General features: G+C 45.4%; 25 protein-coding genes and 2 tRNA genes. All 27 read left to right on the top strand.

Going from position 1 to position 22,775, the window contains the following annotated elements:
• Window positions 1–24 precede the first annotated feature (24 nt).
• The 27 genes from ACWJJ4_RS19395 (at window position 25) to ACWJJ4_RS19265 (ending at window position 22,599) form a co-directional block, all read left to right on the top strand.
• The gene (locus tag ACWJJ4_RS19395) at window positions 25–792 is read left to right on the top strand and encodes a TatD family hydrolase (RefSeq protein WP_032868379.1); all 768 of its coding nucleotides are present in this window, start codon (window positions 25–27) and stop codon (window positions 790–792) included.
• A gap of 134 nt (window positions 793–926) precedes the next feature.
• Complete coding sequence (locus ACWJJ4_RS19390) at window positions 927–2,252, top strand: G5 and 3D domain-containing protein (RefSeq protein ID WP_094247906.1); 1,326 nt, start codon at window positions 927–929, stop codon at window positions 2,250–2,252.
• A 134-nt stretch (window positions 2,253–2,386) separates the two neighbouring features.
• A complete protein-coding gene (gene rnmV, locus ACWJJ4_RS19385) occupies window positions 2,387–2,950 on the top strand; it encodes a ribonuclease M5 (protein WP_004264696.1) in 564 nt (187 codons plus the stop codon).
• Complete coding sequence (gene rsmA, locus ACWJJ4_RS19380; RefSeq protein ID WP_004264694.1) at window positions 2,940–3,821, top strand: 16S rRNA (adenine(1518)-N(6)/adenine(1519)-N(6))-dimethyltransferase RsmA; 882 nt, start codon at window positions 2,940–2,942, stop codon at window positions 3,819–3,821. Before rnmV ends, rsmA begins: the two co-directional genes overlap by 11 nt.
• Window positions 3,822–3,993: 172 nt before the next feature.
• The gene (gene yabG / locus ACWJJ4_RS19375) at window positions 3,994–4,869 is read left to right on the top strand and encodes a sporulation peptidase YabG (RefSeq protein ID WP_070081260.1); all 876 of its coding nucleotides are present in this window, start codon (window positions 3,994–3,996) and stop codon (window positions 4,867–4,869) included.
• Between the two features lie 211 nt (window positions 4,870–5,080).
• Window positions 5,081–5,341 carry a biofilm formation stimulator Veg gene (gene veg, locus ACWJJ4_RS19370; protein ID WP_003218330.1) on the top strand — a complete coding sequence of 87 codons (261 nt, stop codon included), beginning with the start codon at window positions 5,081–5,083 and terminating at the stop codon, window positions 5,339–5,341.
• Between the two features lie 162 nt (window positions 5,342–5,503).
• Window positions 5,504–5,692, top strand: a complete 189-nt coding sequence (locus ACWJJ4_RS19365) for a small, acid-soluble spore protein, alpha/beta type (RefSeq protein ID WP_011996172.1) — start codon at window positions 5,504–5,506, stop codon at window positions 5,690–5,692.
• A gap of 143 nt (window positions 5,693–5,835) precedes the next feature.
• Window positions 5,836–6,705: a 4-(cytidine 5'-diphospho)-2-C-methyl-D-erythritol kinase gene (ispE, locus tag ACWJJ4_RS19360; protein ID WP_004264668.1), complete on the top strand. Its 870-nt coding sequence runs from the start codon at window positions 5,836–5,838 to the stop codon at window positions 6,703–6,705.
• A 55-nt stretch (window positions 6,706–6,760) separates the two neighbouring features.
• Complete coding sequence (gene purR, locus ACWJJ4_RS19355; protein ID WP_004264666.1) at window positions 6,761–7,618, top strand: pur operon repressor; 858 nt, start codon at window positions 6,761–6,763, stop codon at window positions 7,616–7,618.
• The gene (ridA, locus tag ACWJJ4_RS19350) at window positions 7,615–7,995 is read left to right on the top strand and encodes a 2-iminobutanoate/2-iminopropanoate deaminase (protein WP_004264663.1); all 381 of its coding nucleotides are present in this window, start codon (window positions 7,615–7,617) and stop codon (window positions 7,993–7,995) included. Before purR ends, ridA begins: the two co-directional genes overlap by 4 nt.
• Window positions 7,996–8,190: 195 nt before the next feature.
• On the top strand, window positions 8,191–8,484 hold the full coding sequence (gene spoVG / locus ACWJJ4_RS19345; RefSeq protein WP_004264660.1) for a septation regulator SpoVG: 294 nt from the start codon (window positions 8,191–8,193) through the stop codon (window positions 8,482–8,484).
• 191 nt (window positions 8,485–8,675) lie between these two features.
• The gene (glmU, locus tag ACWJJ4_RS19340) at window positions 8,676–10,046 is read left to right on the top strand and encodes a bifunctional UDP-N-acetylglucosamine diphosphorylase/glucosamine-1-phosphate N-acetyltransferase GlmU (protein ID WP_070081261.1); all 1,371 of its coding nucleotides are present in this window, start codon (window positions 8,676–8,678) and stop codon (window positions 10,044–10,046) included.
• A 21-nt stretch (window positions 10,047–10,067) separates the two neighbouring features.
• Complete coding sequence (locus ACWJJ4_RS19335; RefSeq protein ID WP_004264656.1) at window positions 10,068–11,021, top strand: ribose-phosphate diphosphokinase; 954 nt, start codon at window positions 10,068–10,070, stop codon at window positions 11,019–11,021.
• Between the two features lie 84 nt (window positions 11,022–11,105).
• Window positions 11,106–11,714, top strand: a complete 609-nt coding sequence (locus tag ACWJJ4_RS19330) for a 50S ribosomal protein L25/general stress protein Ctc (RefSeq protein ID WP_070081262.1) — start codon at window positions 11,106–11,108, stop codon at window positions 11,712–11,714.
• Between the two features lie 84 nt (window positions 11,715–11,798).
• A complete protein-coding gene (gene pth / locus ACWJJ4_RS19325; protein WP_004264652.1) occupies window positions 11,799–12,365 on the top strand; it encodes an aminoacyl-tRNA hydrolase in 567 nt (188 codons plus the stop codon).
• Between the two features lie 61 nt (window positions 12,366–12,426).
• Window positions 12,427–12,657, top strand: coding sequence for an anti-sigma-F factor Fin (locus tag ACWJJ4_RS19320; protein ID WP_454021876.1), 231 nt, complete (start codon window positions 12,427–12,429; stop codon window positions 12,655–12,657).
• 69 nt (window positions 12,658–12,726) lie between these two features.
• Entirely contained in the window at window positions 12,727–16,260 is a 3,534-nt protein-coding gene (mfd, locus tag ACWJJ4_RS19315) for a transcription-repair coupling factor (protein ID WP_025854078.1), read from the top strand.
• A gap of 136 nt (window positions 16,261–16,396) precedes the next feature.
• Window positions 16,397–16,933, top strand: a complete 537-nt coding sequence (gene spoVT, locus ACWJJ4_RS19310) for a stage V sporulation protein T (protein ID WP_454021875.1) — start codon at window positions 16,397–16,399, stop codon at window positions 16,931–16,933.
• Between the two features lie 168 nt (window positions 16,934–17,101).
• Window positions 17,102–18,682, top strand: coding sequence for a putative polysaccharide biosynthesis protein (locus tag ACWJJ4_RS19305; protein WP_454021874.1), 1,581 nt, complete (start codon window positions 17,102–17,104; stop codon window positions 18,680–18,682).
• On the top strand, window positions 18,672–20,147 hold the full coding sequence (locus ACWJJ4_RS19300) for a bifunctional methyltransferase/pyrophosphohydrolase YabN (protein WP_173613290.1): 1,476 nt from the start codon (window positions 18,672–18,674) through the stop codon (window positions 20,145–20,147). Before ACWJJ4_RS19305 ends, ACWJJ4_RS19300 begins: the two co-directional genes overlap by 11 nt.
• Before the next feature lies 1 nt (window position 20,148).
• Entirely contained in the window at window positions 20,149–20,409 is a 261-nt protein-coding gene (locus ACWJJ4_RS19295; RefSeq protein ID WP_004264639.1) for an RNA-binding S4 domain-containing protein, read from the top strand.
• 78 nt (window positions 20,410–20,487) lie between these two features.
• Entirely contained in the window at window positions 20,488–20,790 is a 303-nt protein-coding gene (gene yabP / locus ACWJJ4_RS19290) for a sporulation protein YabP (protein WP_004264638.1), read from the top strand.
• Complete coding sequence (yabQ, locus tag ACWJJ4_RS19285) at window positions 20,787–21,422, top strand: spore cortex biosynthesis protein YabQ (RefSeq protein WP_004264635.1); 636 nt, start codon at window positions 20,787–20,789, stop codon at window positions 21,420–21,422. Before yabP ends, yabQ begins: the two co-directional genes overlap by 4 nt.
• Window positions 21,423–21,439: 17 nt before the next feature.
• Window positions 21,440–21,817, top strand: a complete 378-nt coding sequence (gene divIC, locus ACWJJ4_RS19280) for a cell division protein DivIC (protein ID WP_004264632.1) — start codon at window positions 21,440–21,442, stop codon at window positions 21,815–21,817.
• Between the two features lie 80 nt (window positions 21,818–21,897).
• Window positions 21,898–22,284 (top strand): S1 domain-containing RNA-binding protein, encoded by a 387-nt coding sequence (locus ACWJJ4_RS19275; protein ID WP_004264630.1) that lies wholly within the window; start codon window positions 21,898–21,900, stop codon window positions 22,282–22,284.
• Window positions 22,285–22,441: 157 nt separating this feature from the next.
• Window positions 22,442–22,518 (top strand) — tRNA-Met (locus tag ACWJJ4_RS19270).
• Between the two features lie 9 nt (window positions 22,519–22,527).
• Window positions 22,528–22,599: transfer RNA gene (locus tag ACWJJ4_RS19265), tRNA-Glu, on the top strand.
• Window positions 22,600–22,775 lie beyond the last annotated feature (176 nt).

Here is a 22,775-nt window from a genome sequence, read left to right as displayed (position 1 = left end):
TTCAACAAGAAAGGAGTTTTTATGATGCTTTTTGATACACATGCGCACTTAAATGCCGAGCAATTTGACACAGACTTAGAGGAAGTCATTGCGCGTGCAAAGGCTGAAAAAGTTGAACGAATCGTCGTTGTCGGGTTCGACAAACCCACTATCACGCGTGCGATGGAGCTGATTGAGGAATATGACTTTATATACGCTGCGATCGGCTGGCATCCGGTAGACGCAATTGACATGACAGAGGAAGATTTATCATGGATTAAGGAACTGTCCTCTCACGAAAAAGTCGTGGCGATCGGAGAGATGGGCCTTGATTACCACTGGGATAAATCACCAAAAGACATTCAAAAAGAAGTATTTCGGAAACAAATCGCTCTCGCCAAAGAAGTGAACCTTCCAATTATCATTCATAATCGTGATGCAACGGAAGATGTTGTCACAATTTTGAAAGAAGAGGGAGCGGAAGAAGTCGGCGGCATTATGCACTGCTTTACGGGGAGCGCGGAGGTTGCGCGGCAGTGTATGGATATGAATTTCTATATTTCATTCGGCGGACCGGTTACCTTCAAAAACGCGAAGAAACCAAAAGAAGTAGCAAAGGAAATTCCGAATGACCGTTTGCTGATTGAAACGGACTGTCCTTTCCTGACACCGCATCCTTTCCGCGGCAAACGAAATGAGCCAAGCTACGTAAAATATGTTGCTGAACAGCTCGCTGAATTAAAAGGGCTGACATATGAAGAAATTGCCTCAATTACAACCGAAAACGCAAAAAGACTTTTCCGCATGAACTGACAGAATGCGCTGTCATAACGTGTAAAAGCTTGTCCGATTCAGTGGATATGTATAACGGTTCTACAAGCTTCCTTCTCCTCATAAGATAGGTTGTCGATATGTCTCTCTTCCTTTTTTTGCTTTGTTTTTGCATAATGAGGGATACGCTGAAGGTTTTTCATCTTCGAGATGGGAGGGTTGACAGCATTTTAGATACTCTATATAATCTCTCCGAGGAGAAGGAGGCGTTTTTCATCACACAAAAAATGAAAAAACTGTTTTCCGTAAAGCTTGGTAAAAGCAAGGTTATTCTTATTGCAGCTATTATTCTGCTGGGCGGAACCGGGACTGCATACGGGGCACATGAGCTCTCAAAACAATCAGTTTCTGTTTCCATCAACGGCAAGAAAAAGCAAATACGCACTCATGCAAAAACGGTTGGGGAACTTCTGGAAGATTTACATATAGAGACGAGAAATGAAGACCGGATTACCCCGTCTAAGCAGACAGCATTGGCAGACAACATGAATGTCGTGTATGATGCTGCAAAGCAGATCCGTGTGACAAGAGGCGGAGAAGAAAAGACTTTATGGTCAACGGCAAAAACAGTCGGCGCATTTCTGAACGAACAGCATACACCTGTGAATCAGCACGATAAAATAGATCCAGCAGCAGATACGAAAGTGACAAACGGCATGAAAGTCACGGTCGACCCGGCTTTTCAGGTCACTGTAAATGATGCGGGAAAGAAAAAGAAAATATGGACGACTTCGACTACGGTCGCTGACTTTTTAACGCAGCATAAGATGGACATGAAAGACGAAGATAAAGTAAAACCGGCATTACACGAAAAGCTCACAAAAAATCAGGCCGGCATACAAATCACTCGTATCGAAAAAGTCACCGATGTAGTTGAGGAAAAAATAGCGTATCAAGTGAAAGAAAAAGAAGATGCGTCTCTCGACAGCGGGAAAGAAAAGATCGTTCAAAAAGGAAAAGAAGGCAAACTTAAAAAGCATTTTCACGTTGTCAAAGAAAACGGAAAAGAAGTATCAAGAAAGCTTGTCAAAGAAGAAACATCTGAAAAAAGCAAAGATCAGATCATTGCGGTCGGCACAAAGCGGCACAGTCCCAAGATTGAGCAGCTCAGTGCACCTGTGAAGGCATCTTCGGGCGAAAACGGATCTTCCGGTAAAGTGATTACCGTGTCTTCCACGGCTTATACCGCAAGCTGCAGCGGCTGTTCCGGCCAAACGGCTACAGGCGTTAACCTGACAAGCAATCCGAATGCCAAAGTCATTGCGGTAGACCCAAGCGTCATCCCGCTCGGCACAAGAGTCCACGTAGACGGATACGGGGATGCCGTGGCCGCTGATACAGGCTCAGCCATTAAAGGAAGACGGATTGATGTCTTTTTCCCTGAAAAATCTTCAGCTTACCGCTGGGGAAAGAAACAAGTCAAAATAAAAATCTTAAATTAATTCCGATTCACTCAGAGGGTTTTGCGCCCTCTGTTTTTTTCGTTATAATAGGTAAAGTGTATTTTCAGTATATTAGACGTGACATGCAAGCAAAGGTTTCGTTTTGGATATAAAAAGTTTTTTTGGAGGAAGTAATGAAAATTAAAGAAATTATTGTAGTCGAGGGACGCGATGACACTGCGCGCATAAAACTTGCCGTTGATGCGGATACGATCGAGACAAACGGTTCCGCAATCGGAGACGAAGTCATCAGGCAGATTCGGCTGGCGCAGGAAACGAGAGGGGTCATCGTGCTGACGGACCCGGATTTTCCGGGGGAGAAGATCCGGAAAACCATTTCTGAAGCAGTACCCGGCTGTAAACACGCATTTCTGCCCAAACATCTTGCCAAACCGAAAAACAAGCGCGGCATTGGCGTTGAGCACGCATCCATTGAAAGCATCAGAGCATGTCTGGAAAATGTGCATGAAGAGATGGAGGCAAAGCCGAGTGAGATTTCAGCTGAAGATGTCATACAGGCCGGTCTGATCGGCGGACCGGCTGCCAAAAGACGCCGCGAACGATTGGGCGACCTGCTGAAGATCGGCTATACAAACGGCAAGCAGCTTCAAAAACGGCTGCAAATGTTTCAAATCAAAAGAAGTGATTTTATTGATGCGCTCGATGCTATGAGGCAGGAGGAACAGGATGAACAATAAAGATATCGCGACACCTATCAGAACGAAGGAAATTCTGAAAAAGTACGGTTTCTCTTTTAAAAAGAGTCTGGGACAGAATTTCTTAATTGATACAAATATATTGGACAGAATTGTGGACCATGCGGAAATTACGGATCGGACCGGAGTCATTGAAATCGGGCCCGGAATCGGCGCGCTGACAGAGCAGCTTGCCAAACGGGCGAAAAAGGTCGTCGCGTTTGAAATTGATCAGCGCCTGCTGCCCATTCTCAATGATACGCTGTCTCCATATGACAATGTAACGATCATCCATCAAGATGTGCTGAAAGCAGACGTCAAATCCGTCATTGAAGAGCAGTTTCAGGATTGTGATGAAATTATGGTGACGGCGAATCTCCCATATTATGTGACGACGCCGATCATCATGAAGCTTTTGGAAGAACATCTTCCGTTAAAAGGAATTGTCGTGATGCTGCAAAAAGAGGTCGCTGAGCGGATGGCCGCTGATCCTTCCTCTAAGGAGTACGGATCGCTTTCCATTGCGGTTCAGTTCTATACGGAGGCCAAAACCGTCATGACCGTCCCGAAAACAGTGTTTGTGCCTCAGCCTAATGTCGATTCCGCCGTCATCCGTCTCTTGCTTCGTGACGGCCCGGCGGTTGACGTCGATAATGAACCGTTTTTCTTCCAGCTGATTAAAGCAAGCTTCGCACAGCGCCGGAAAACCTTGCTGAACAACCTTGTGAACAATCTTCCGGGCGGAAAAGAGAAAAAAGCTCAAATTGAAGAAGTTCTTCAAGAGACGAATATTGACGGAAAGCGGCGCGGTGAATCCCTGTCCATAGAAGAATTCGCGCTCTTGTCCAACGGATTGCATAAAGCCCTTTTCTAAGAGGGCTTTTTGTTTTGCGTCACCACTTGGACTGCCGCTACATAGGCTAGAGGAGAACCTTATTCATTCAACTGCAAGAAAAGCTTGAAACATCAAGCGCCGCAGCGGAAAGAGGTGCATTTGCCAAGACTTCTTTCATGATGAGGCTTAGTCTATTTGTGGAGTGGGTAACGTGCAATTTCAAATAGGAGATATGGTAGCCAGGAAATCCTATCAAATGGATGTTTTATTTCGCATTATCGGTATAGAGCAAACAAGCAATGGAAATTCAATTGCCATCCTGCATGGTGACGAAGTCAGATTGATTGCGGATGCTGATTTTTCTGATTTGGAGCCTGTCAGAAAAGACGAACAGGCCATGAGAAAGAAAAGAGATGAAAGCAGGATGAATGAATCTCTCGAGCTGCTCCGCCAGGATTATAAGCTGCTTCGGGAAAAACAGGAATATTATGCGACAAATCAATATCAGCATCAGGAGCACTACTTTCATATGCCCGGAAAGGTATTGCATCTGGACGGCGATGAGGCCTATTTGAAAAAGTGCCTGAACTTTTATGAAAAAATCGGTGTGCCGGTATACGGAATTCATTGCCATGAGAAAAAAATGCCGGCGTCAATTGACGAGCTGCTTGATAAATACAGGCCGGATATTTTAGTCATCACCGGCCATGATGCATATTCCAAGCATAAGGGAGACGTGAACGATTTAAGCGCCTACAGGCATTCCAAACACTTTGTCGAAACCGTTCAGAGAGCGAGGCGTAAAGTCCCTCATTTGGATCAGCTGGTCATATTCGCGGGGGCCTGCCAATCTCATTTCGAGTCTTTAATCAGAGCGGGCGCGAATTTCGCAAGTTCGCCGTCACGCGTCAATATTCATGCGCTTGACCCGGTATATATTGTCGCGAAAATCAGCTTCACTCCGTTTATGGAGCGGATCAATGTATGGGATGTCCTGAGAAATACGCTGACGAGAGAGAAAGGGCTGGGAGGAATTGAAACGAAGGGTGTGCTGCGTGTCGGTATGCCGTATAAATCAAATGGATGAGTGATAAAACCCGCATATATTTCGCTATGCGGGTTAATTATTTTACATATTGATACATAAATTTCCGGAACTTGTGAAAAATAACGCAGAAATCAATAGAATTTTGTCAAAATAATTTTGTTGACAATGACTTATTAACGTTGATATAATTTAAATTTTATTTGACAAAATTGGGCTCTTGTTGTACAATAAATGTAGTGAGGTGGATGCAATGGCGAAGACGTTGTCCGATATAAAAAGATCGCTTGATGGGAATTTAGGTAAACGGCTTACGTTAAAAGCAAACGGCGGCCGCCGAAAAACGATTGAGCGTTCGGGCATTTTAGCTGAGACGTACCCTTCTGTTTTTGTGATACAACTAGATCAAGACGAGAATTCGTTTGAAAGAGTTTCATACAGTTATGCTGATATTCTGACTGAGACTGTTGAATTGACATTCAATGACGATGCGGCAAGCTCAGTAGCATTTTAATGGGCAGTGAACCTTTTGTTTACTGCTTTTTGTTTTGCCTTCTAAAGCTCTTCTAATTATTCCCTCGAAAGTTTCAGCCGATTAAACGGAAGCTATAGGTGTCACATGTTTTATCGTGGCGTGCACGAATGGTGATCAATTCTATAAAAGGGGTTGTTTCGTTTGGGCAGACGTCGTGGAGTTATGTCAGATGAGTTCAAATATGAGCTGGCGAAGGACCTTGGTTTTTACGATACGGTGAAAAACGAGGGCTGGGGAGGCATTCGGGCGCGTGACGCCGGGAATATGGTAAAGCGCGCGATCGAGATTGCCGAACAGCAGATGGCGGCTCAGAACCAAAATAACCGATAATGCAGTGGCCCGGGGGACAATCCGTTCCCCGGTTTTTTCTATCGGCTGTCGAAACCGGCGTCAATTTCGGATAAGTACCTCCGGGTCTCCAAATGTGATACAATGTTCATACTTATGTTTAGATGGAGAAGTAGGTGAAAGCTATGCGTATTTTAGAAAAAGCGCCGGCCAAAATCAATCTGTCCCTCGATGTGACGAGTAAACGCCCGGATGGTTATCACGAAGTGGAGATGATCATGACGACAATTGATTTGGCAGATCGGATTGAACTGACAGAACTGCCCGAAAACGTTATCAGAGTGGCGTCGCATAATCGCTTTGTTCCGGATGATCAAAGGAATCTGGCTTATCAGGCAGCCAAACTGCTTAAAGAACGGTTTCAAGTCAAAAAAGGCGTTTCGATTATGATTACAAAGGTGATCCCTGTAGCGGCAGGGCTTGCCGGCGGAAGCAGCGATGCGGCAGCCACGCTCAGAGGGCTGAACAGGCTTTGGGATTTAAAGCTTTCTGTCGAAGAGCTTGCAGAGCTTGGAGCTGAAATCGGTTCAGACGTGTCCTTCTGTGTATACGGAGGCACTGCCCTGGCAACCGGACGCGGTGAGAAGATCAGGCACATCAGTGCTCCGCCTCATTGCTGGGTCATGCTCGCCAAACCGACGATCGGGGTATCGACTGCCGAAGTGTACCGCCGGCTGAACTTACAGCAGGTTCGGCATCCTGATGTGCAGGCGATGATTGACGCGATTGAAGAAAAAAGCTTCCAAAAGGTATGCGGACAATTAGGGAACGTATTGGAGTCGGTTACGCTCAGCCTCCATCCCGAGGTGGCGATGATTAAAAATCAAATGAAACGCTTCGGCGCTGATGCGGTGTTAATGAGCGGAAGCGGACCGACTGTATTCGGTTTGGTTCAATACGAATCTAAGGTGCAGCGGATTTATAATGGGTTAAGAGGTTTCTGTGATCAAGTGTACGCGGTGCGGATGATCGGCGAACAGAATGCTCTTGATTAAATCCGTATGTTAAGTTATATTATTTTTAAATTATTCGGATTTTGGGGGTAAGTTCATGAAGTTTCGTCGCAGCGGCAGATTGGTGGACTTAACAAATTATTTGTTAACCCATCCGCATGAATTAATACCGTTAACGTTTTTCTCAGAACGGTATCAATCAGCAAAGTCATCAATCAGTGAAGATTTAACGATTATTAAACAGACCTTTGAACAGCAAGGCATTGGGACGCTGCTTACAGTGCCGGGAGCTGCCGGAGGCGTCAAATACATTCCGAAAGTGAAACAGGCTGAAGCAGAAGCGTTTATACAGGAGCTGGGACAGTCTTTAGTAAATCCTGAGCGTATCCTTCCGGGCGGTTATGTATATTTAACGGATATCTTAGGAAAACCATCTGTCCTCTCTCATGTAGGCAGGCTTTTTGCTTCCGTTTTTGCGGAGCGGGAGATTGATGTGGTGATGACCGTTGCGACAAAAGGAATCCCTCTTGCTTACGCAGCGGCCAGTTATCTGAACGTTCCGGTTGTCATCGTGCGAAAGGACAATAAAGTGACTGAAGGCTCCACGGTGAGCATCAATTATGTATCAGGATCGTCTAACCGCATTCAAACAATGTCGCTTGCGAAAAGAAGTTTGGCTACGGGTTCGAACGTTTTGATTATTGACGACTTTATGAAAGCCGGCGGCACCATTAACGGCATGATCAGCCTGCTTGATGAGTTTAATGCAAACGTCGCGGGAATAGGCGTCTTGGTTGAAGCCGAGGGAGTGAATGAACGGCTTGTCGATGAATACATGTCACTGCTCACGCTTTCAACCATCAATATGAAAGACAAAACGATTGAGATTCAAAACGGCAATTTTCTGCGATTTTTTAAAGAACAGCATTTAAAGAATGGGGAGACAGAAAAATGACAAAAGCAATCCATACGAAACACGCGCCGGCAGCGATCGGGCCATATTCACAGGGAATCATCGTAAACAACATGTTTTACAGCTCAGGCCAGATTCCTCTTACTGCTGAAGGAGAAATGGTAAACGGTGATATCACAGAACAAACGCATCAGGTGTTCAGCAATTTAAAAGCTGTGCTGAAAGAAGCGGGCGCTTCTCTCGAGACGGTTGTCAAAGCCACGGTATTTATTGCTGATATGGAGCAGTTTGCGGAAGTGAATGAAGTGTACGGACAATACTTTGATGTACATAAGCCGGCAAGGTCTTGTGTGGAAGTGGCGAGACTGCCGAAAGACGCTCTCGTGGAAATTGAAGTCATTGCGCTGGTAAAATCTTAAATCTCAGAAAAGTGGTTCCGGTCTCCGGGATCACTTTTTTTATGCAGTATATGATCCCCAAATATGGTTTATCACCTAATTGTGTATGTATATCCTATATTTTCAAAAAAACTTTTTGAAACGTGCAGGAATTTAAAAAGAATCGTGGAATTGTTAGACTAATGCTTTTATATAGGGAAAAGGTGGTGAACTACTGTGGAAGTTACTGACGTAAGATTACGCCGCGTGAATACCGATGGTCGCATGAGAGCGATTGCATCCATCACGCTGGATCACGAATTTGTCGTACATGATATTCGTGTGATTGATGGAAACAATGGTCTTTTCGTTGCGATGCCGAGTAAACGCACCCCTGATGGAGAATTCCGCGATATTGCTCATCCTATTAATTCCAGCACGCGGGGCAAGATCCAGGATGCTGTTTTAAATGAGTATCATCGTTTGGGTGATTCTGAAGCATTAGAATATGAAGAAGCCGGGGCTTCTTAAACATAACAAAATGTAAGGACTGCTGATAAAGGCTGACACAAGGCCTTTTCCGGCAGTCCTTTTTTAAATCTGATTTTTCAGTAATAAAGCGATTACATAGAAAATTCTTGCACTTTTTGATGTCTTCTTGAAATCAACAGCTATTTAGGATATATTTTTCTATGGATAAAAGGGATATTGGAGGCCATTAAATGGATAAGCGGTTTGCAGTGATTTTAGCTGCCGGAAAAGGAACGAGAATGAAATCGAAGCTTTATAAGGTCCTTCATCCGGTATGCGGAAAGCCTATGGTAGAGCACGTCGCAGACGAAGCTCTGAAATTATCTTTAGCGAAGCTTGTCACCATCGTAGGACACGGCGCCGAAGATGTGAAGAAGCAGCTCGGACAGAAAAGCGATTACGCTCTCCAAGCAGAACAGCTCGGTACGGCTCATGCGGTCAAGCAGGCAAAACCATTTCTTCACGGAGAAAAGGGTGTCACGATCGTTATTTGCGGCGATACACCGCTTCTGACGGCGGAGACGATGGAAGCCATGCTGAATGAACATACAGACAAAGGTGCAAAAGCCACGGTGTTAACGGCCGTTGCCGACGATCCCGCCGGATACGGAAGAATCATCCGCAGTGAAGACGGCGCCGTTCAAAAAATCGTGGAGCACAAGGATGCTTCGGAGCAAGAACGTCTTGTGAAAGAAATCAACACGGGAACGTACTGTTTTGATAACGAGGCTCTTTTTCGTGTCATCGAACAGGTTTCGAATGAAAATGCCCAAGGCGAGTATTATCTGCCGGATGTGATCGAAATCCTCAAAGACGAAGGCGAAACTGTTGCCGCTTACCAGACTGGTAACTTCCAAGAGACGCTCGGAGTGAATGATAGAGTCGCTCTTTCTCAGGCTGAAATGTATATGAAAGAGCGTATTAACAAACGGCATATGCAGAACGGAGTCACTTTAATCGATCCGATGAATACGTACATCTCACCTGACGCGCGTATCGGACAAGATACAGTTATTTATCCCGGAACTGTGTTAAAGGGACAAGCTGAAATCGGCGATGAATGTGTCATCGGCCCTCACACTGAGATAGAGGACAGTTCAATCGGCAGCCGCACTGTGATTAAACAATCCGTTGTCAACCGCAGCAAAGTTGGGAATGATGTAAATATCGGTCCTTTTGCTCACATCAGACCCGATTCCGCAATCGGCAATGAAGTGAAGATCGGAAACTTTGTTGAAATTAAGAAAACAAAATTCGGCGACCGAAGCAAAGCATCTCATTTAAGCTATATCGGTGATGCCGAAGTGGGCACGGATGTGAATCTGGGCTGCGGCTCCATCACGGTCAATTATGATGGGAAGAAAAAATATTTAACCAAGATTGAAGACGGCGCTTTTATAGGCTGCAACTCCAATCTGGTCGCACCTGTCACAGTGGGAGAAGGCGCGTACGTCGCTGCGGGTTCAACCGTAACTGAAGATGTGCCGGGCGAAGCGCTTGCCATTGCCAGAGCAAGACAAGTAAATAAAGAAGATTATGTGAAAAATATTCATAAAAAATAATCCTAAAATCGGAGGTTTACCATGTCTAACGAATACGGAGATAAGAATTTAAAGATTTTTTCTTTGAATTCAAATCCAGAACTTGCAAAAGAAATCGCGGATAATGTAGGGGTTCAATTAGGAAAGTGCTCTGTTACAAGATTCAGTGACGGAGAGGTCCAGATCAACATAGAAGAAAGTATTCGCGGCTGTGATTGCTATATCATTCAGTCTACAAGTGCGCCGGTTAATGAGCATATTATGGAATTGCTGATTATGGTTGACGCTCTAAAGCGCGCTTCCGCGAAAACAATCAACATTGTGATTCCGTACTACGGTTATGCGCGCCAGGACAGAAAAGCAAGATCACGTGAACCGATTACGGCAAAACTTTTTGCAAACCTGCTTGAAACAGCGGGTGCGACACGCGTGATCGCGCTTGATTTACACGCGCCGCAAATTCAAGGTTTCTTTGATATTCCGATTGACCACTTAATGGGTGTTCCGATTTTAGGCCATTACTTTGAAGGTAAAGACTTGAAAGATATCGTTATTGTTTCTCCTGACCACGGCGGTGTGACGCGCGCCCGCAAACTTGCAGACCGTCTGAAAGCGCCGATCGCGATTATCGACAAACGCCGTCCTAGACCGAATGAGGTGGAAGTGATGAACATCGTCGGTAACGTGGAAGGAAAAACGGCGATTCTGATCGATGATATTATTGATACGGCCGGCACAATCACACTTGCCGCTAACGCGCTGGTTGAAAACGGAGCTGCAGAAGTGTATGCATGCTGTACGCACCCTGTACTGTCAGGCCCTGCCGTTGAGCGGATCAATAACTCTAAAATCAAGGAGCTTGTCGTAACGAACAGCATTAAGCTTCCTGATGAGAAAAAAATCGACCGCTTTAAGCAGCTTTCTGTCGGACCGCTTCTGGCTGAAGCGATTATCCGCGTTCACGAGAAACAATCTGTCAGCTATTTATTCAGCTAAACCGAAACTTTAAGGTTTAAATCCCAGTTATTGTGGGTATTGTTCTAATAGGACGATAAAACGATAATTAGGATGGTGCTGAATATGGCAACTTTAAAAGCAAATGAAAGAACAGATTTTAAACGTTCGACGCTTCGGAAAATCCGTCATTCAGGACATGTTCCAGGGATTATATACGGTAAAGAAACAACGAATACGCCTGTCTCTTTAGACAGTGTCGAATTGCTTAAAACATTGCGGGACGAAGGAAAAAACACGATTATCACAATTGATGTCAACGGAAATCAGCAATCGGTTATGGTGACCGATCTTCAGACAGACCCGCTCAAAAACGAATTGACGCACGCCGATTTTCAAGTCGTGAATATGAGTGAGGAGCTGGAGGCCGAGGTGCCGATTCAGCTGACGGGAGAGGCGCAAGGAGTCAAAGACGGAGGCGTTATCCAGCAGCCGCTGCATGAACTTTCGATTAAGGCTAAGCCGAAGGACATCCCTCAGACAATCAATGTTGATATTTCCGGGCTTGAAATGAATGATGTGCTGACCATCGCAGATCTGACTGCTGACGGCAATTATACATTTACAAACGACCCGGAAGAAGTCGTGGCTTCCATCCTTCCTCCTAAGCAGGAAGCATTCGAAGAAGATGCAGAACCGTCTCCTGAGGAAGAGCCCGAAGGAGAAAATCAATAAGCGCTTTAAGACGTAACCCGCCCGAGGTTACGTCTTTTGTGCTAGAATGAGAAGAATTACAGCGATGTTGAGGGAGGATTTACGATGCTTGTGATTGCCGGTCTCGGTAACCCGGGAAAAACCTATGAGAACACGAGACATAATGTCGGCTTTATGGCCATTGACGAGCTTTCTAAAGAATGGAATATTGAACTGAATAAAACGAAATTCAACGGACTTTACGGAATGGGGTTTGTTTCCGGAAAAAAAGTTCTACTTGTTAAACCGCTTACATATATGAATTTATCAGGAGAATGTTTGCGGCCGCTGCTGGATTATTATGATGCTGATCATGAAGATCTGAAAGTCATATACGATGACCTTGATCTTCCGACGGGAAAAATCAGGCTTCGGACGAAGGGGAGCGCAGGCGGACATAACGGAATTAAATCGCTTATACAGCATCTCGGAACCCCTGAATTTGACCGGGTCAGAATCGGAATCGGCCGCCCCGTTAACGGAATGAAAGTCGTTGACTATGTACTGGGAGCTTTTACGAAGGAAGAAGCGCCGCATATCAATGATGCCGTCTCAAAAACCGTAAAAGCCTGCGAAGCTTCCTTAACGAAACCATTTTTAGAAGTCATGAACGAATTTAATGCAAATGTATAAGATAAATAATGGGAGACCATACTAGGGAAAAATGATTTTTTCACATCAGGAGGTCCAACGTATGGCTTTGCATTATTTCTGCCGCCACTGCGGCTTTAAGGTAGGGAGCCTGGAATATTCGACGGTGCCGACACAGTCACTTGGATTTCAGCACTTAACAAATGAGGAAAGAAACGATATGATTTCATATAAAGACAATGGAGAGGTCCATGTTCTTACAATTTGTGAAGACTGCCAAGAGGCGCTGGAACGCAATCCGCACTACCATGAACACAACACATTTATTCAATAAGAAGCTTTGGTGTAGATTCTAGACCAAAGCGTTTTTCTGTTCTTGCAGAAAATAGAGAGGAGGGCCCATATGGACAACATTCAAACCTTTATTAAAGAAAGCGATGATTTTAAATCCATTGTCAACGGTTTACATGAGGGGCTGAAGGAACAGCTGCTTGCGGGTCTGTCAGGTTCCGCGCGTTCTGTTTTTACCTCCGCCCTTGCACAGGAAACGAAAAGGCCGATTTTCTTTATCACCCATAATTTATATCAGGCCCAAAAAGTGACGGAAGATCTGACGGCGCTTCTCGGGGATCAATCTGTTTTTTTATACCCCGTGAATGAATTGATTTCTTCAGAAATTGCGGTAGCGAGTCCTGAACTGCGCGCTCAGCGGCTTGATGTCATTAATAGATTAACAAACGGAGAAGCGCCGGTCGTTGTGGCGCCCGTTGCGGCAGTGAGAAGAATGCTTCCGCCGAAGGAGCTGTGGAAAAGCAGCCAGCTCGTCATTTCACTCGGAGACGATATAGAACCGGATCAGCTGTCCGCGCGCCTTGTAGAGGTGGGGTATGAGCGTTCCGATATGGTTTCTGCACCCGGTGAATTCAGTATTCGCGGCGGAATTATCGACATTTATCCGCTGACGTCGGAGCATCCGGTGCGAATTGAACTGTTTGATACGGAGGTCGATTCCATCAGAAGCTTCAATTCTGATGACCAGAGATCAATTGAGACGCTCAAACATGTGGCGATCGGACCGGCGAAGGAATTGATCATCAGGGCGGAAGAAAAAGCCCGGGCAATGGAAAGGCTCGATAAAGGGCTTGCCGACAGTCTGAAAAAGCTGAAGCAGGACAAACAAAAGGAAATGCTTCATATCAATATCTCACATGATAAAGAACGGTTATCAACGGGACAGACTGATCAGGAACTTGTGAAGTATCTCTCGTACTTTTACGAAAAGCCTGCTAGTTTGCTAGATTATACACCGGCAGACACGTTGTTACTGTTAGACGAGGTCAGCCGCATTCATGAAATGGAGGATCAGCTGCAAAAAGAAGAGGCCGAATTTACGACAAGTCTGCTCGAGGAAGGGAAAATTCTGCATGACATTCATTTATCCTTCAGCTTTCAGGAGCTTATGAGCGAAAAGCGGCGTCCGGCTATTTATTATTCATTATTTTTGCGTCATGTCCAGCATACAAGCCCTCAGAATATCGTGAATGTGACAAGCCGGCAGATGCAGAGTTTTCACGGGCAGATGAATGTGCTCGCAGGTGAAATGGAGCGCTTTAAGAAATCAAACTTCACCGTCGTCTTTTTAGGCGCAAATAAGGACAGAACCGACAGATTGGCATCCGTGCTGGCTGATTACGAAATTGAAGCCGCGAAAACGGACAGCTCCAAAGCGCTTGTGCAAGGACAGGTCTATGTCATGGAAGGCGAGCTGCAATCCGGTTTTGAACTGCCGCTGATGAAGCTGGCCGTCATTACGGAGGAAGAGCTGTTCAAAAACCGAATTAAGAAAAAGCCGAGAAAGCAGAAGCTGACAAATGCCGAACGGATCAAAAGCTATTCCGAGCTTCAGGTCGGTGACTATGTCGTCCACGTCAACCACGGGATCGGTAAGTATTTGGGGATCGAAACACTGGAAATCAAAGGCATTCATAAAGATTACCTCAACATTCATTATCAGGGCAGCGATAAGCTGTATGTCCCTGTAGAACAAATCGATCAGGTGCAGAAGTATGTCGGCTCTGAAGGAAAAGAACCGAAGCTTTATAAACTGGGCGGCAGTGAATGGAAACGGGTGAAGAAAAAAGTTGAAAACTCCGTTCAGGATATTGCCGATGATCTGATTAAGCTTTATGCGGAACGGGAAGCAAGCAAAGGCTATGCGTTCTCGCCCGATCATGAAATGCAGCGGCAGTTCGAATCTGCTTTCCCTTACCAGGAAACAGAGGACCAGCTCCGTTCCATTCAGGAGATTAAAAAGGATATGGAAAGAGAACGCCCGATGGACCGTTTGCTTTGCGGTGATGTGGGTTACGGGAAGACGGAGGTAGCCATCCGAGCGGCCTTTAAAGCGATCGCAGACGGAAAGCAGGTCGCGCTTCTTGTGCCGACGACAATACTCGCGCAGCAGCATTATGAAACCATTACGGAGCGTTTTCAGGACTATCCGATTAACATCGGTCTTCTCAGCCGATTCAGAACGAGAAAAGAATCCAATGAAACGATTAAAGGCCTGAAAAACGGAACGGTAGACATCGTAATCGGAACCCACAGGCTCTTGTCTAAAGACGTCGTCTATAAAGATCTCGGCTTGCTCATCATTGATGAAGAGCAGCGCTTCGGCGTAACGCATAAGGAAAAAATCAAACAGATCAAAGCCAATGTCGATGTGCTGACTCTTACAGCGACGCCGATTCCGCGTACGCTTCATATGTCCATGCTCGGTGTGCGGGACTTATCCGTTATTGAAACGCCGCCGGAAAACCGTTTCCCTGTTCAGACATATGTCGTGGAATACAACGGCGCGCTTGTACGAGAAGCTATCGAAAGAGAACTGGCGCGCGGAGGACAGGTATATTTCCTGTACAACCGCGTGGATGACATCGAGCGGAAGGCTGATGAAATTTCCATGCTTGTTCCCGATGCGAAAGTGGCATATGCCCACGGAAAAATGACTGAAAATGAATTGGAAAGCGTCATGCTCAATTTTCTGGAAGGGGAATCAGACGTCCTTGTCAGCACGACTATTATTGAGACAGGCGTAGATATACCAAATGTCAATACCTTGATTGTGTTCGACGGAGACAAAATGGGGCTGTCTCAGCTGTATCAGCTGAGAGGACGGGTCGGCCGTTCCAACCGCGTCGCTTACGCGTATTTTACGTACCGCAGAGACAAAGTGCTTACTGAGGTGGCGGAAAAACGGCTGCAGGCGATTAAAGAATTTACCGAGCTGGGATCAGGCTTTAAAATTGCCATGCGTGACTTGACGATCAGGGGAGCGGGGAACCTTCTCGGCGCCCAGCAGCACGGCTTTATCGACTCAGTCGGTTTTGACCTGTACTCGCAAATGCTCAAGGAAGCGATTGAAGAGCGGAAAGGCGATATTCCGAAAAGCGAACAGTTTGAGACAGAAATCGATATCGAGCTTGACGCGTATATTCCCGAAAACTATATACAAGACGGCAAGCAAAAAATCGACATGTATAAACGCTTCAGGTCAATCGCCACAATTGAGGAGAAAAATGAGCTCCAAGATGAAATCATCGACAGGTTCGGCAGCTACCCTAAAGAAGTTGAATGGCTGTTTACGGTTGCTGAGATGAAGGTATACGGAAAATATGAACGCGTCGAACTCATCAAGCAGGATAAAGACGCGATCAGATTTACCATTTCTGAAGAGGCCAGCGCACAGATTGACGGCCAGAAATTATTCGAACTCGGCAATAAATACGGCCGGCAGATCGGACTGGGAATGGAAGGGAAAAAGCTGAAAATCTCAGTACAGACGAAAGGCCGCAAAACGGAAGAGTGGCTGGAGACCGTTCTCGGCATGCTGAAAGGCCTTCAGAATGTGAAGAAAGAAACAATCGCATCTTCATAAAAATTGTTACTCTCTGGTGTATATTACATTTGATGTGACGGATACTAATTTCAAGCGAGTGGCGGAAGCTACATAAAGTAAAGAGCTTTAGTACTTTCCCTTAAATATCATCACATGAAAGAGAGGCACCAGAGAGATGAAAGCTACAGGTATCGTACGTCGTATTGATGATCTAGGACGGGTCGTCATTCCTAAAGAAATTCGGAGAACACTGCGGATCAGGGAAGGAGACCCGCTTGAAATATTCGTTGACCGCGACGGAGAAGTTATATTGAAAAAATATTCTCCTATCAGTGAGCTTGGCGATTTTGCGAAAGAATATGCAGATGCATTGTATGACAGTCTCGGCCATTCCGTCTTGATTTGCGACCGTGACGCGTATATTGCCGTTTCAGGCAGTTCGAAAAAAGAATTTCTGAACAAATCCATCAGCGATTTGCTCGAAAAAACGATGGATCAGCGCAGCTCTGTGGTAGAAAACGACGTGAAGTCCGCGCAGCTTGTGAATGACATTGATGAAGATATGAGCTCCTATACAATCGCTCCGATCGTGGCAAATGGCGATCCTATCGGCGCCGTGGTCATCTTTTCCAAGGAACAGGCGCTTGGAGAAGTAGAACATAAAGCGGTAGAAACGGCAGCCAGTTTTTTGGCGAGACAGATGGAGCAGTAGGTCTTATTACCATTATTGAAATAAGAAAACGGAGAAAGAGCAGCTCTTATACAAGTGCTGTTCTTTTTCATATTCATATGTGCTCTCTATCGGTTCGGCTGTTAGGATTGTGATATAATAAGCTCGTTTTATAGACGTAATTTTCTAGCGGCTGGAAGGAGCTTTTGGATGAACGATTCAGTTGGCGCCAAGCGGCAATCGGCATGGAAAGGTGCTTTTGTGCTCGTCGTTGCGGGTATCGTGACGAAGATATTAAGCGCCGTGTACAGGGTTCCTTTTCAGAATATTGTCGGTGACGTCGGATTTTACATTTATCAGCAGGTGTATCCGTTTTTAGGGATCGCGGTCATGCTGTCAACATCCGGTTTTCCGGTGATCATCTCAAAATTAATGAACGATTATAGCGATCATAAACAAAAAATAATGAAAATTTCCGCCCTTTATGTCACGGCGGCCGGACTTGTTCTGTTTGCGCTCATGTATGCCGGCGCGGCGCCGTTGGCCGGTTTTATGGGTGACGCCCGCCTTGTGATGCTGATAAGGGTCGCGGCGTTCGCTTTCATACTGTTTCCGTTTACGGCGGTTATCCGGGGGTATTTCCAAGGCGTGCATGATATGATGCCGTCAGCCTTATCCCAGATTACGGAACAGCTTCTTCGGGTGGCGGTGCTTCTCGGTTTATCCTTATGGCTTTTGAAAAGCGGCCGTTCATTATACGCGGCGGGTGCGGGGGCGGCCTCGGGATCAATAGCCGGGAGCTTTGCGGCCCTTTGTGTATTGGCTGTTTTCTGGTATAAGCGGGAAGAAACAAAGAAAGATGGCGGACATATCGAAACGGCCGTCATTGTAAAAAAGCTGCTGCTTTATTCAGTCACCATCTGTATCAGCAGTGTACTCATGCTTTTGATTCAGCTTGTAGACGCCTTAAACTTATATTCGCTGCTTTCAGACGGGACGGAGAGCCATGCCGCGAAACAGCTGAAAGGCATATATGACCGCGGACAGCCGCTCCTTCAGCTGGGAACCGTGTTTGCCGTCAGTATCGCCGCGTCCTTGGTTCCTTCAATTTCAAAAGCGGTGCATGAGAACAAGCCGTTTATCATAAAAGAGAAAGCGACATCAGCCGTCAAGCTCTGCCTTGCGGTAGGGATCGGCGCATCGGCCGGGCTTTTTTGCATTTTAGAACCGGTGAATATCATGCTTTTCCAAAACAGTGAGGGGACGCAGACCTTACAAATATTCAGCTTATCTATCTTTTTTGCCTCAATTGCGCTTACGGCAGCCGCGATTCTGCAAGGAGCGGGACATACCGTTTTCCCCGCCGTATCCGTTTTGGCGGGAGGGGCGCTGAAATGGGTGCTGAATGTTTGGCTGGTCCCCGGCTGGGGTATTACAGGAGCGGCACTGGCGACCGTCTTGGCATTTGCCGCAGTTGCGTGCTTGAATCTCCGGAGAATTTGGTCGAAGGGCTGGCTGACGAATATCGGCGGCGTGATTGTCCGTCTGTGCTGGTGCAGTCTGCTGATGGTCTTCTTTTTGCTCGTATATATGAAGCTTTGGCAGTTATTTGTTCCCGTCAGCAGGGGCGGAGCTGTATGTGAGAGTCTGTCTGCGTCAGTCATCGGAGGGCTATTGTTTATTTATTGTATGATAAGAATGAAGATTTTCACGGACGAAGAGCTGAGCGGCCTTCCTTTCGGCAGTGCTTTAAGCAAATTGAAAAAGAGGAGAGAAAAACATGGCAGGTAACATTACGGTCGTCGGCCTCGGCGCCGGAGACATGGATCAGTTGACAGTGGGCGTACATAAGCTGCTGACTCAGGCGAAGCATTTATATATAAGAACGAAAGACCACCCTTTGATTTCGGAATTAGAGCAAGAGACGGAAGCGGACATCCGGTATTTTGATGATATTTATGAAAAACATGATCAGTTTGAAGCGGTCTATGAAGAGATCGCAGACATTCTGTTTGAAAAAGCGAAGCAAGAGGATGTCGTCTATGCTGTGCCCGGGCATCCGTTTGTCGCTGAGAAAACCGTTCAGCTGTTATTTGAACGCCGGGAAGAACAACAGATAGCTGTTCATACTGCCGGAGGGCAAAGCTTTCTGGATGCCACTTTTAATGCATTGCGAATTGATCCGATTGAAGGGTTTCAATTTACGGATGCGCAAACAATGACGCCGGATGAAATCGAACTCCGCCATCACCTGATCATCTGCCAGGTTTATGACCAAATGACGGCCTCTGAGGTGAAGCTGACGCTCATGGAGAAATTGCCTGACGACTATGAAGTGGTCATCGTTACGGCAGCCGGGAGCCAGGGAGAAAAGATGACCAAGGTGCCTTTGTTTGAACTTGACCGCAATGTAGAAATAAATAACTTAACAAGCGTGTATGTTCCGCCGATTAAAAAAGAAGAACTCCTTTACCAGGAATTTTCTGCATTCCGAAGTATTATTCGCGAGCTTCGCGGGCCGAACGGCTGTCCGTGGGATCAAAAGCAGACACACCAGTCATTAAAGAAATATATGATTGAGGAATGCTACGAACTGCTTGAGGCCATTGACGAAGAGGACACGGATCACATGATAGAAGAACTCGGGGACGTCATGCTTCAGGTTATGCTGCACGCCCAGATCGGAGAAGACGAGGGGTATTTCTCAATTGATGATGTCATCAGAGACATCAGTGCGAAGATGGTCAGACGGCACCCGCATGTGTTTAAGGATGTTAAGGTTCAGGATGAACATGATGTCGTCGCCAACTGGGAAGAAATCAAAAAGGCGGAAAAGCAAACAACATCCTCTTCATTGCTGGATGCCGTACCGAAAACACTGCCTTCTCTTGCAAAAGCCGCCAAGCTTCAGAAAAAAGCCGCCAAAACCGGCTTTGACTGGGATGACGTTCAGGATATATGGGATAAAGTAAATGAAGAGCTGAAGGAATTTTCTGCAGAGGCTTCCGCCGAATCAGCAGATGAAATCAGCTTAAAAGCTGAATTCGGCGATGTTTTATTTGCATTGGTCAATATCGGCCGATACTATAAAATTGAGCCTGAGGAAGCGCTCGCCATGACAAATGACAAATTCCGCAGACGCTTTGCTTATATTGAGAAAGAAGCGGCAGCAAAGGGACTTGAATTGACCGCAATGTCACTTGAGGAAATGGACAAATTGTGGGATGAAGCAAAAGAAATGGAGAGGAGATCCTGATATGAGACTTGATAAGTTTTTAAAAGTATCCAGATTAATTAAACGCCGTACATTGGCGAAAGAGGTCGCCGATCAAGGGAGAATCACCGTTAACGGGAATCAGGCGAAAGCCAGCTCAGACGTAAAAGCCGGTGATGAACTGAAGGTCCGCTTCGGGCAGAAGCTTGTCACCGTGAAGGTAAATGAATTGAAAGAAACAACGAAAAAAGAAGAAGCCGCGGGCATGTATACAATCGTCAAAGAAGAAAAACTCGGCGAATAGGCTTGTTCTAAACAAGGCTCCCGCCTCATACAATGCAGTAATAATGCTAAAAGTATCGAGGATATGGGGGCTGAATAGATGAATTCATATTATGAGCAAAAAGGTTCTTCTTCTGTTCCGGAACAGCATGATGTAACGATGAAAGGGAGAAAGCATTTAGACATTTCGGGCGTCAAGCATGTGGAAAGTTTTGATAACGAAGAGTTTTTGCTGGAAACGGTTATGGGAATGCTTTCCGTCAGAGGCGAGAACCTGCAGATGAAAAACCTTGATGTGGAAAAAGGGATTGTATCTATAAAAGGCAGGGTGTTTGACCTTGTATATTTAGACGAGCAGCAAGGGGATAAAGCTAAAGGGTTTTTTAGCAAGTTGTTTAAATGACGCTGACGACCCAATTTTATACGATGCTGGCAATGACCGGTATGGGCGCCTGGCTCGGAGCGTCGCTTGATACATACAGGCTGTTTGTCAGCCGCGCCAAAACGGCCAGATGGCTGTTATTCATTCATGACATTCTCTTTTGGATTGTACAAGGTCTGCTGTTTTTCTATGTGCTGCTCAACGTGAATGAAGGAGAACTCAGGGTATACATTTTCTTGGCTGTCTTACTGGGTATTGCGACGTACCAAAGCCTGTTTAAACGAATGTATATAAAAATACTGAAATTTGCCATTCATCTTGCGGTGTCTCTTTACCAATTCGCAAAAAAGCTCATTCAGCACGTGCTGTTCCGTCCGGTGCTTCTGCTCTTTAAGCTGCTCATCGGGCTGATCACGGTTATTTCTTTATACTCCTATCGGGTGAGTGCCTTTTTTGCGAAGTGTCTTTTTAAGATCGTAGCGTTTTTGCTGTATCCGCTGTTTTTCCTGTTGAAACAATTATTGAAACTTCTTCCTGAAAAGTGGCGTCTTACTTTCAAACGATATTTTCAAAAAAGTGCAGGATTTTTACAAAAGAGCAAGAAACTAATCATAACAATCAGATCGACCATGATACGTATTTTGAAAAGGTGAAAGGAGGACCGTCTGGTTTGAATCTATCTAGGGAACGTACAATAACTGAAATTCAAAACGACTATAAAGAGCAGGTTGAACGGCAATCCCAGCTTATGAAAAGAAGGCGGAAAGGGCTTTTCAGACGGTTGATCGTATTCGGCGCCCTTGTGTTGTTGACGGCTATTGTCTTAGCGGGTTCTCTGTGGTCACAGACCTCTTCCCTTAGCGCAAACGAAGAAAAAAAGGCTCAGCTGGAAAAACAAGTAAAAGAATTGAATGCGAAACAGGCTGATTTAAAAGATGAAATTTCCAAATTAAAGGATGAGGATTACGTCACAGAGCTTGCCAGAAGAGACTTGTTTATGTCAGGAAATGGTGAGATTCTCTTTAATGTAGAAAAGAAGAGCAAGTAGCCTTGTTGACACTTAAATTTTTATTTAGGTATAATTAAACAAACGATCTTTTTATAAGCCTAAGGAGGAGCACTTTTTTTATGTCGATTGAAGTTGGCAGCAAGTTGCAAGGGAAAATAACAGGTATTACAAATTTCGGAGCATTTGTTGAATTGCCTGGAGGCTCAACCGGTCTCGTTCATATCAGTGAGGTAGCCGATAATTATGTAAAAGACATTAACGAGCATTTAAAAGTCGGCGATCAAGTTGAAGTGAAAGTCATCAACGTTGAAAAAGACGGGAAAATTGGTTTATCAATTAAAAAAGCTAAAGACCGTCCGCAAGCCAGACCTAGAAATGATTTCCGTCCGAAAGAATCTTTTGAACAGAAAATGAACAAGTTTCTTAAAGATAGCGAAGACCGCTTATCATCTTTAAAACGAAACACGGAATCAAAACGTGGAGGGCGCGGAGCAAGAAGAGGATAACTTGCTGCTTTCTATAAATACATGGAGCATCCGTCTATCCCAGCGGGTGCTTTTTTTGTATGCGCCTTTATAGTCAGAAAATTAAAACTTTGAAGTTTCTGTTGACGGAATGAAGAAACCTTTGTATTATATAACTTGTGCTTATAAGCACCTATATGGCGGTGTAGCTCAGCTGGCTAGAGCGTACGGTTCATACCCGTGAGGTCGGGGGTTCGATCCCCTCCGCCGCTACCATATATATCTGGCCCGTTGGTCAAGCGGTTAAGACACCGCCCTTTCACGGCGGTAACACGGGTTCGAATCCCGTACGGGTCATCAAGCGAATCGGCTTCTGTTGCAGAAGCCGATTTTTTCATATTTAGACAACTTTTTGAGAAATGTCGGAGGAAATACGAAAGGAAAGGGGAACAAGGGAGAAAGCGTCGAAGAGTTCTTTGGAATTGTTACCTTCTTTTGACAAAATCCTATCTGTGCTTTCATTTATAATGACA

It is taken from the genome of Bacillus sp. JK62 (assembly GCF_053663455.1).
The sequence above is the reverse complement of the archived record's forward strand: the minus strand, read 5'-3'. Positions and strand labels throughout refer to the sequence as shown.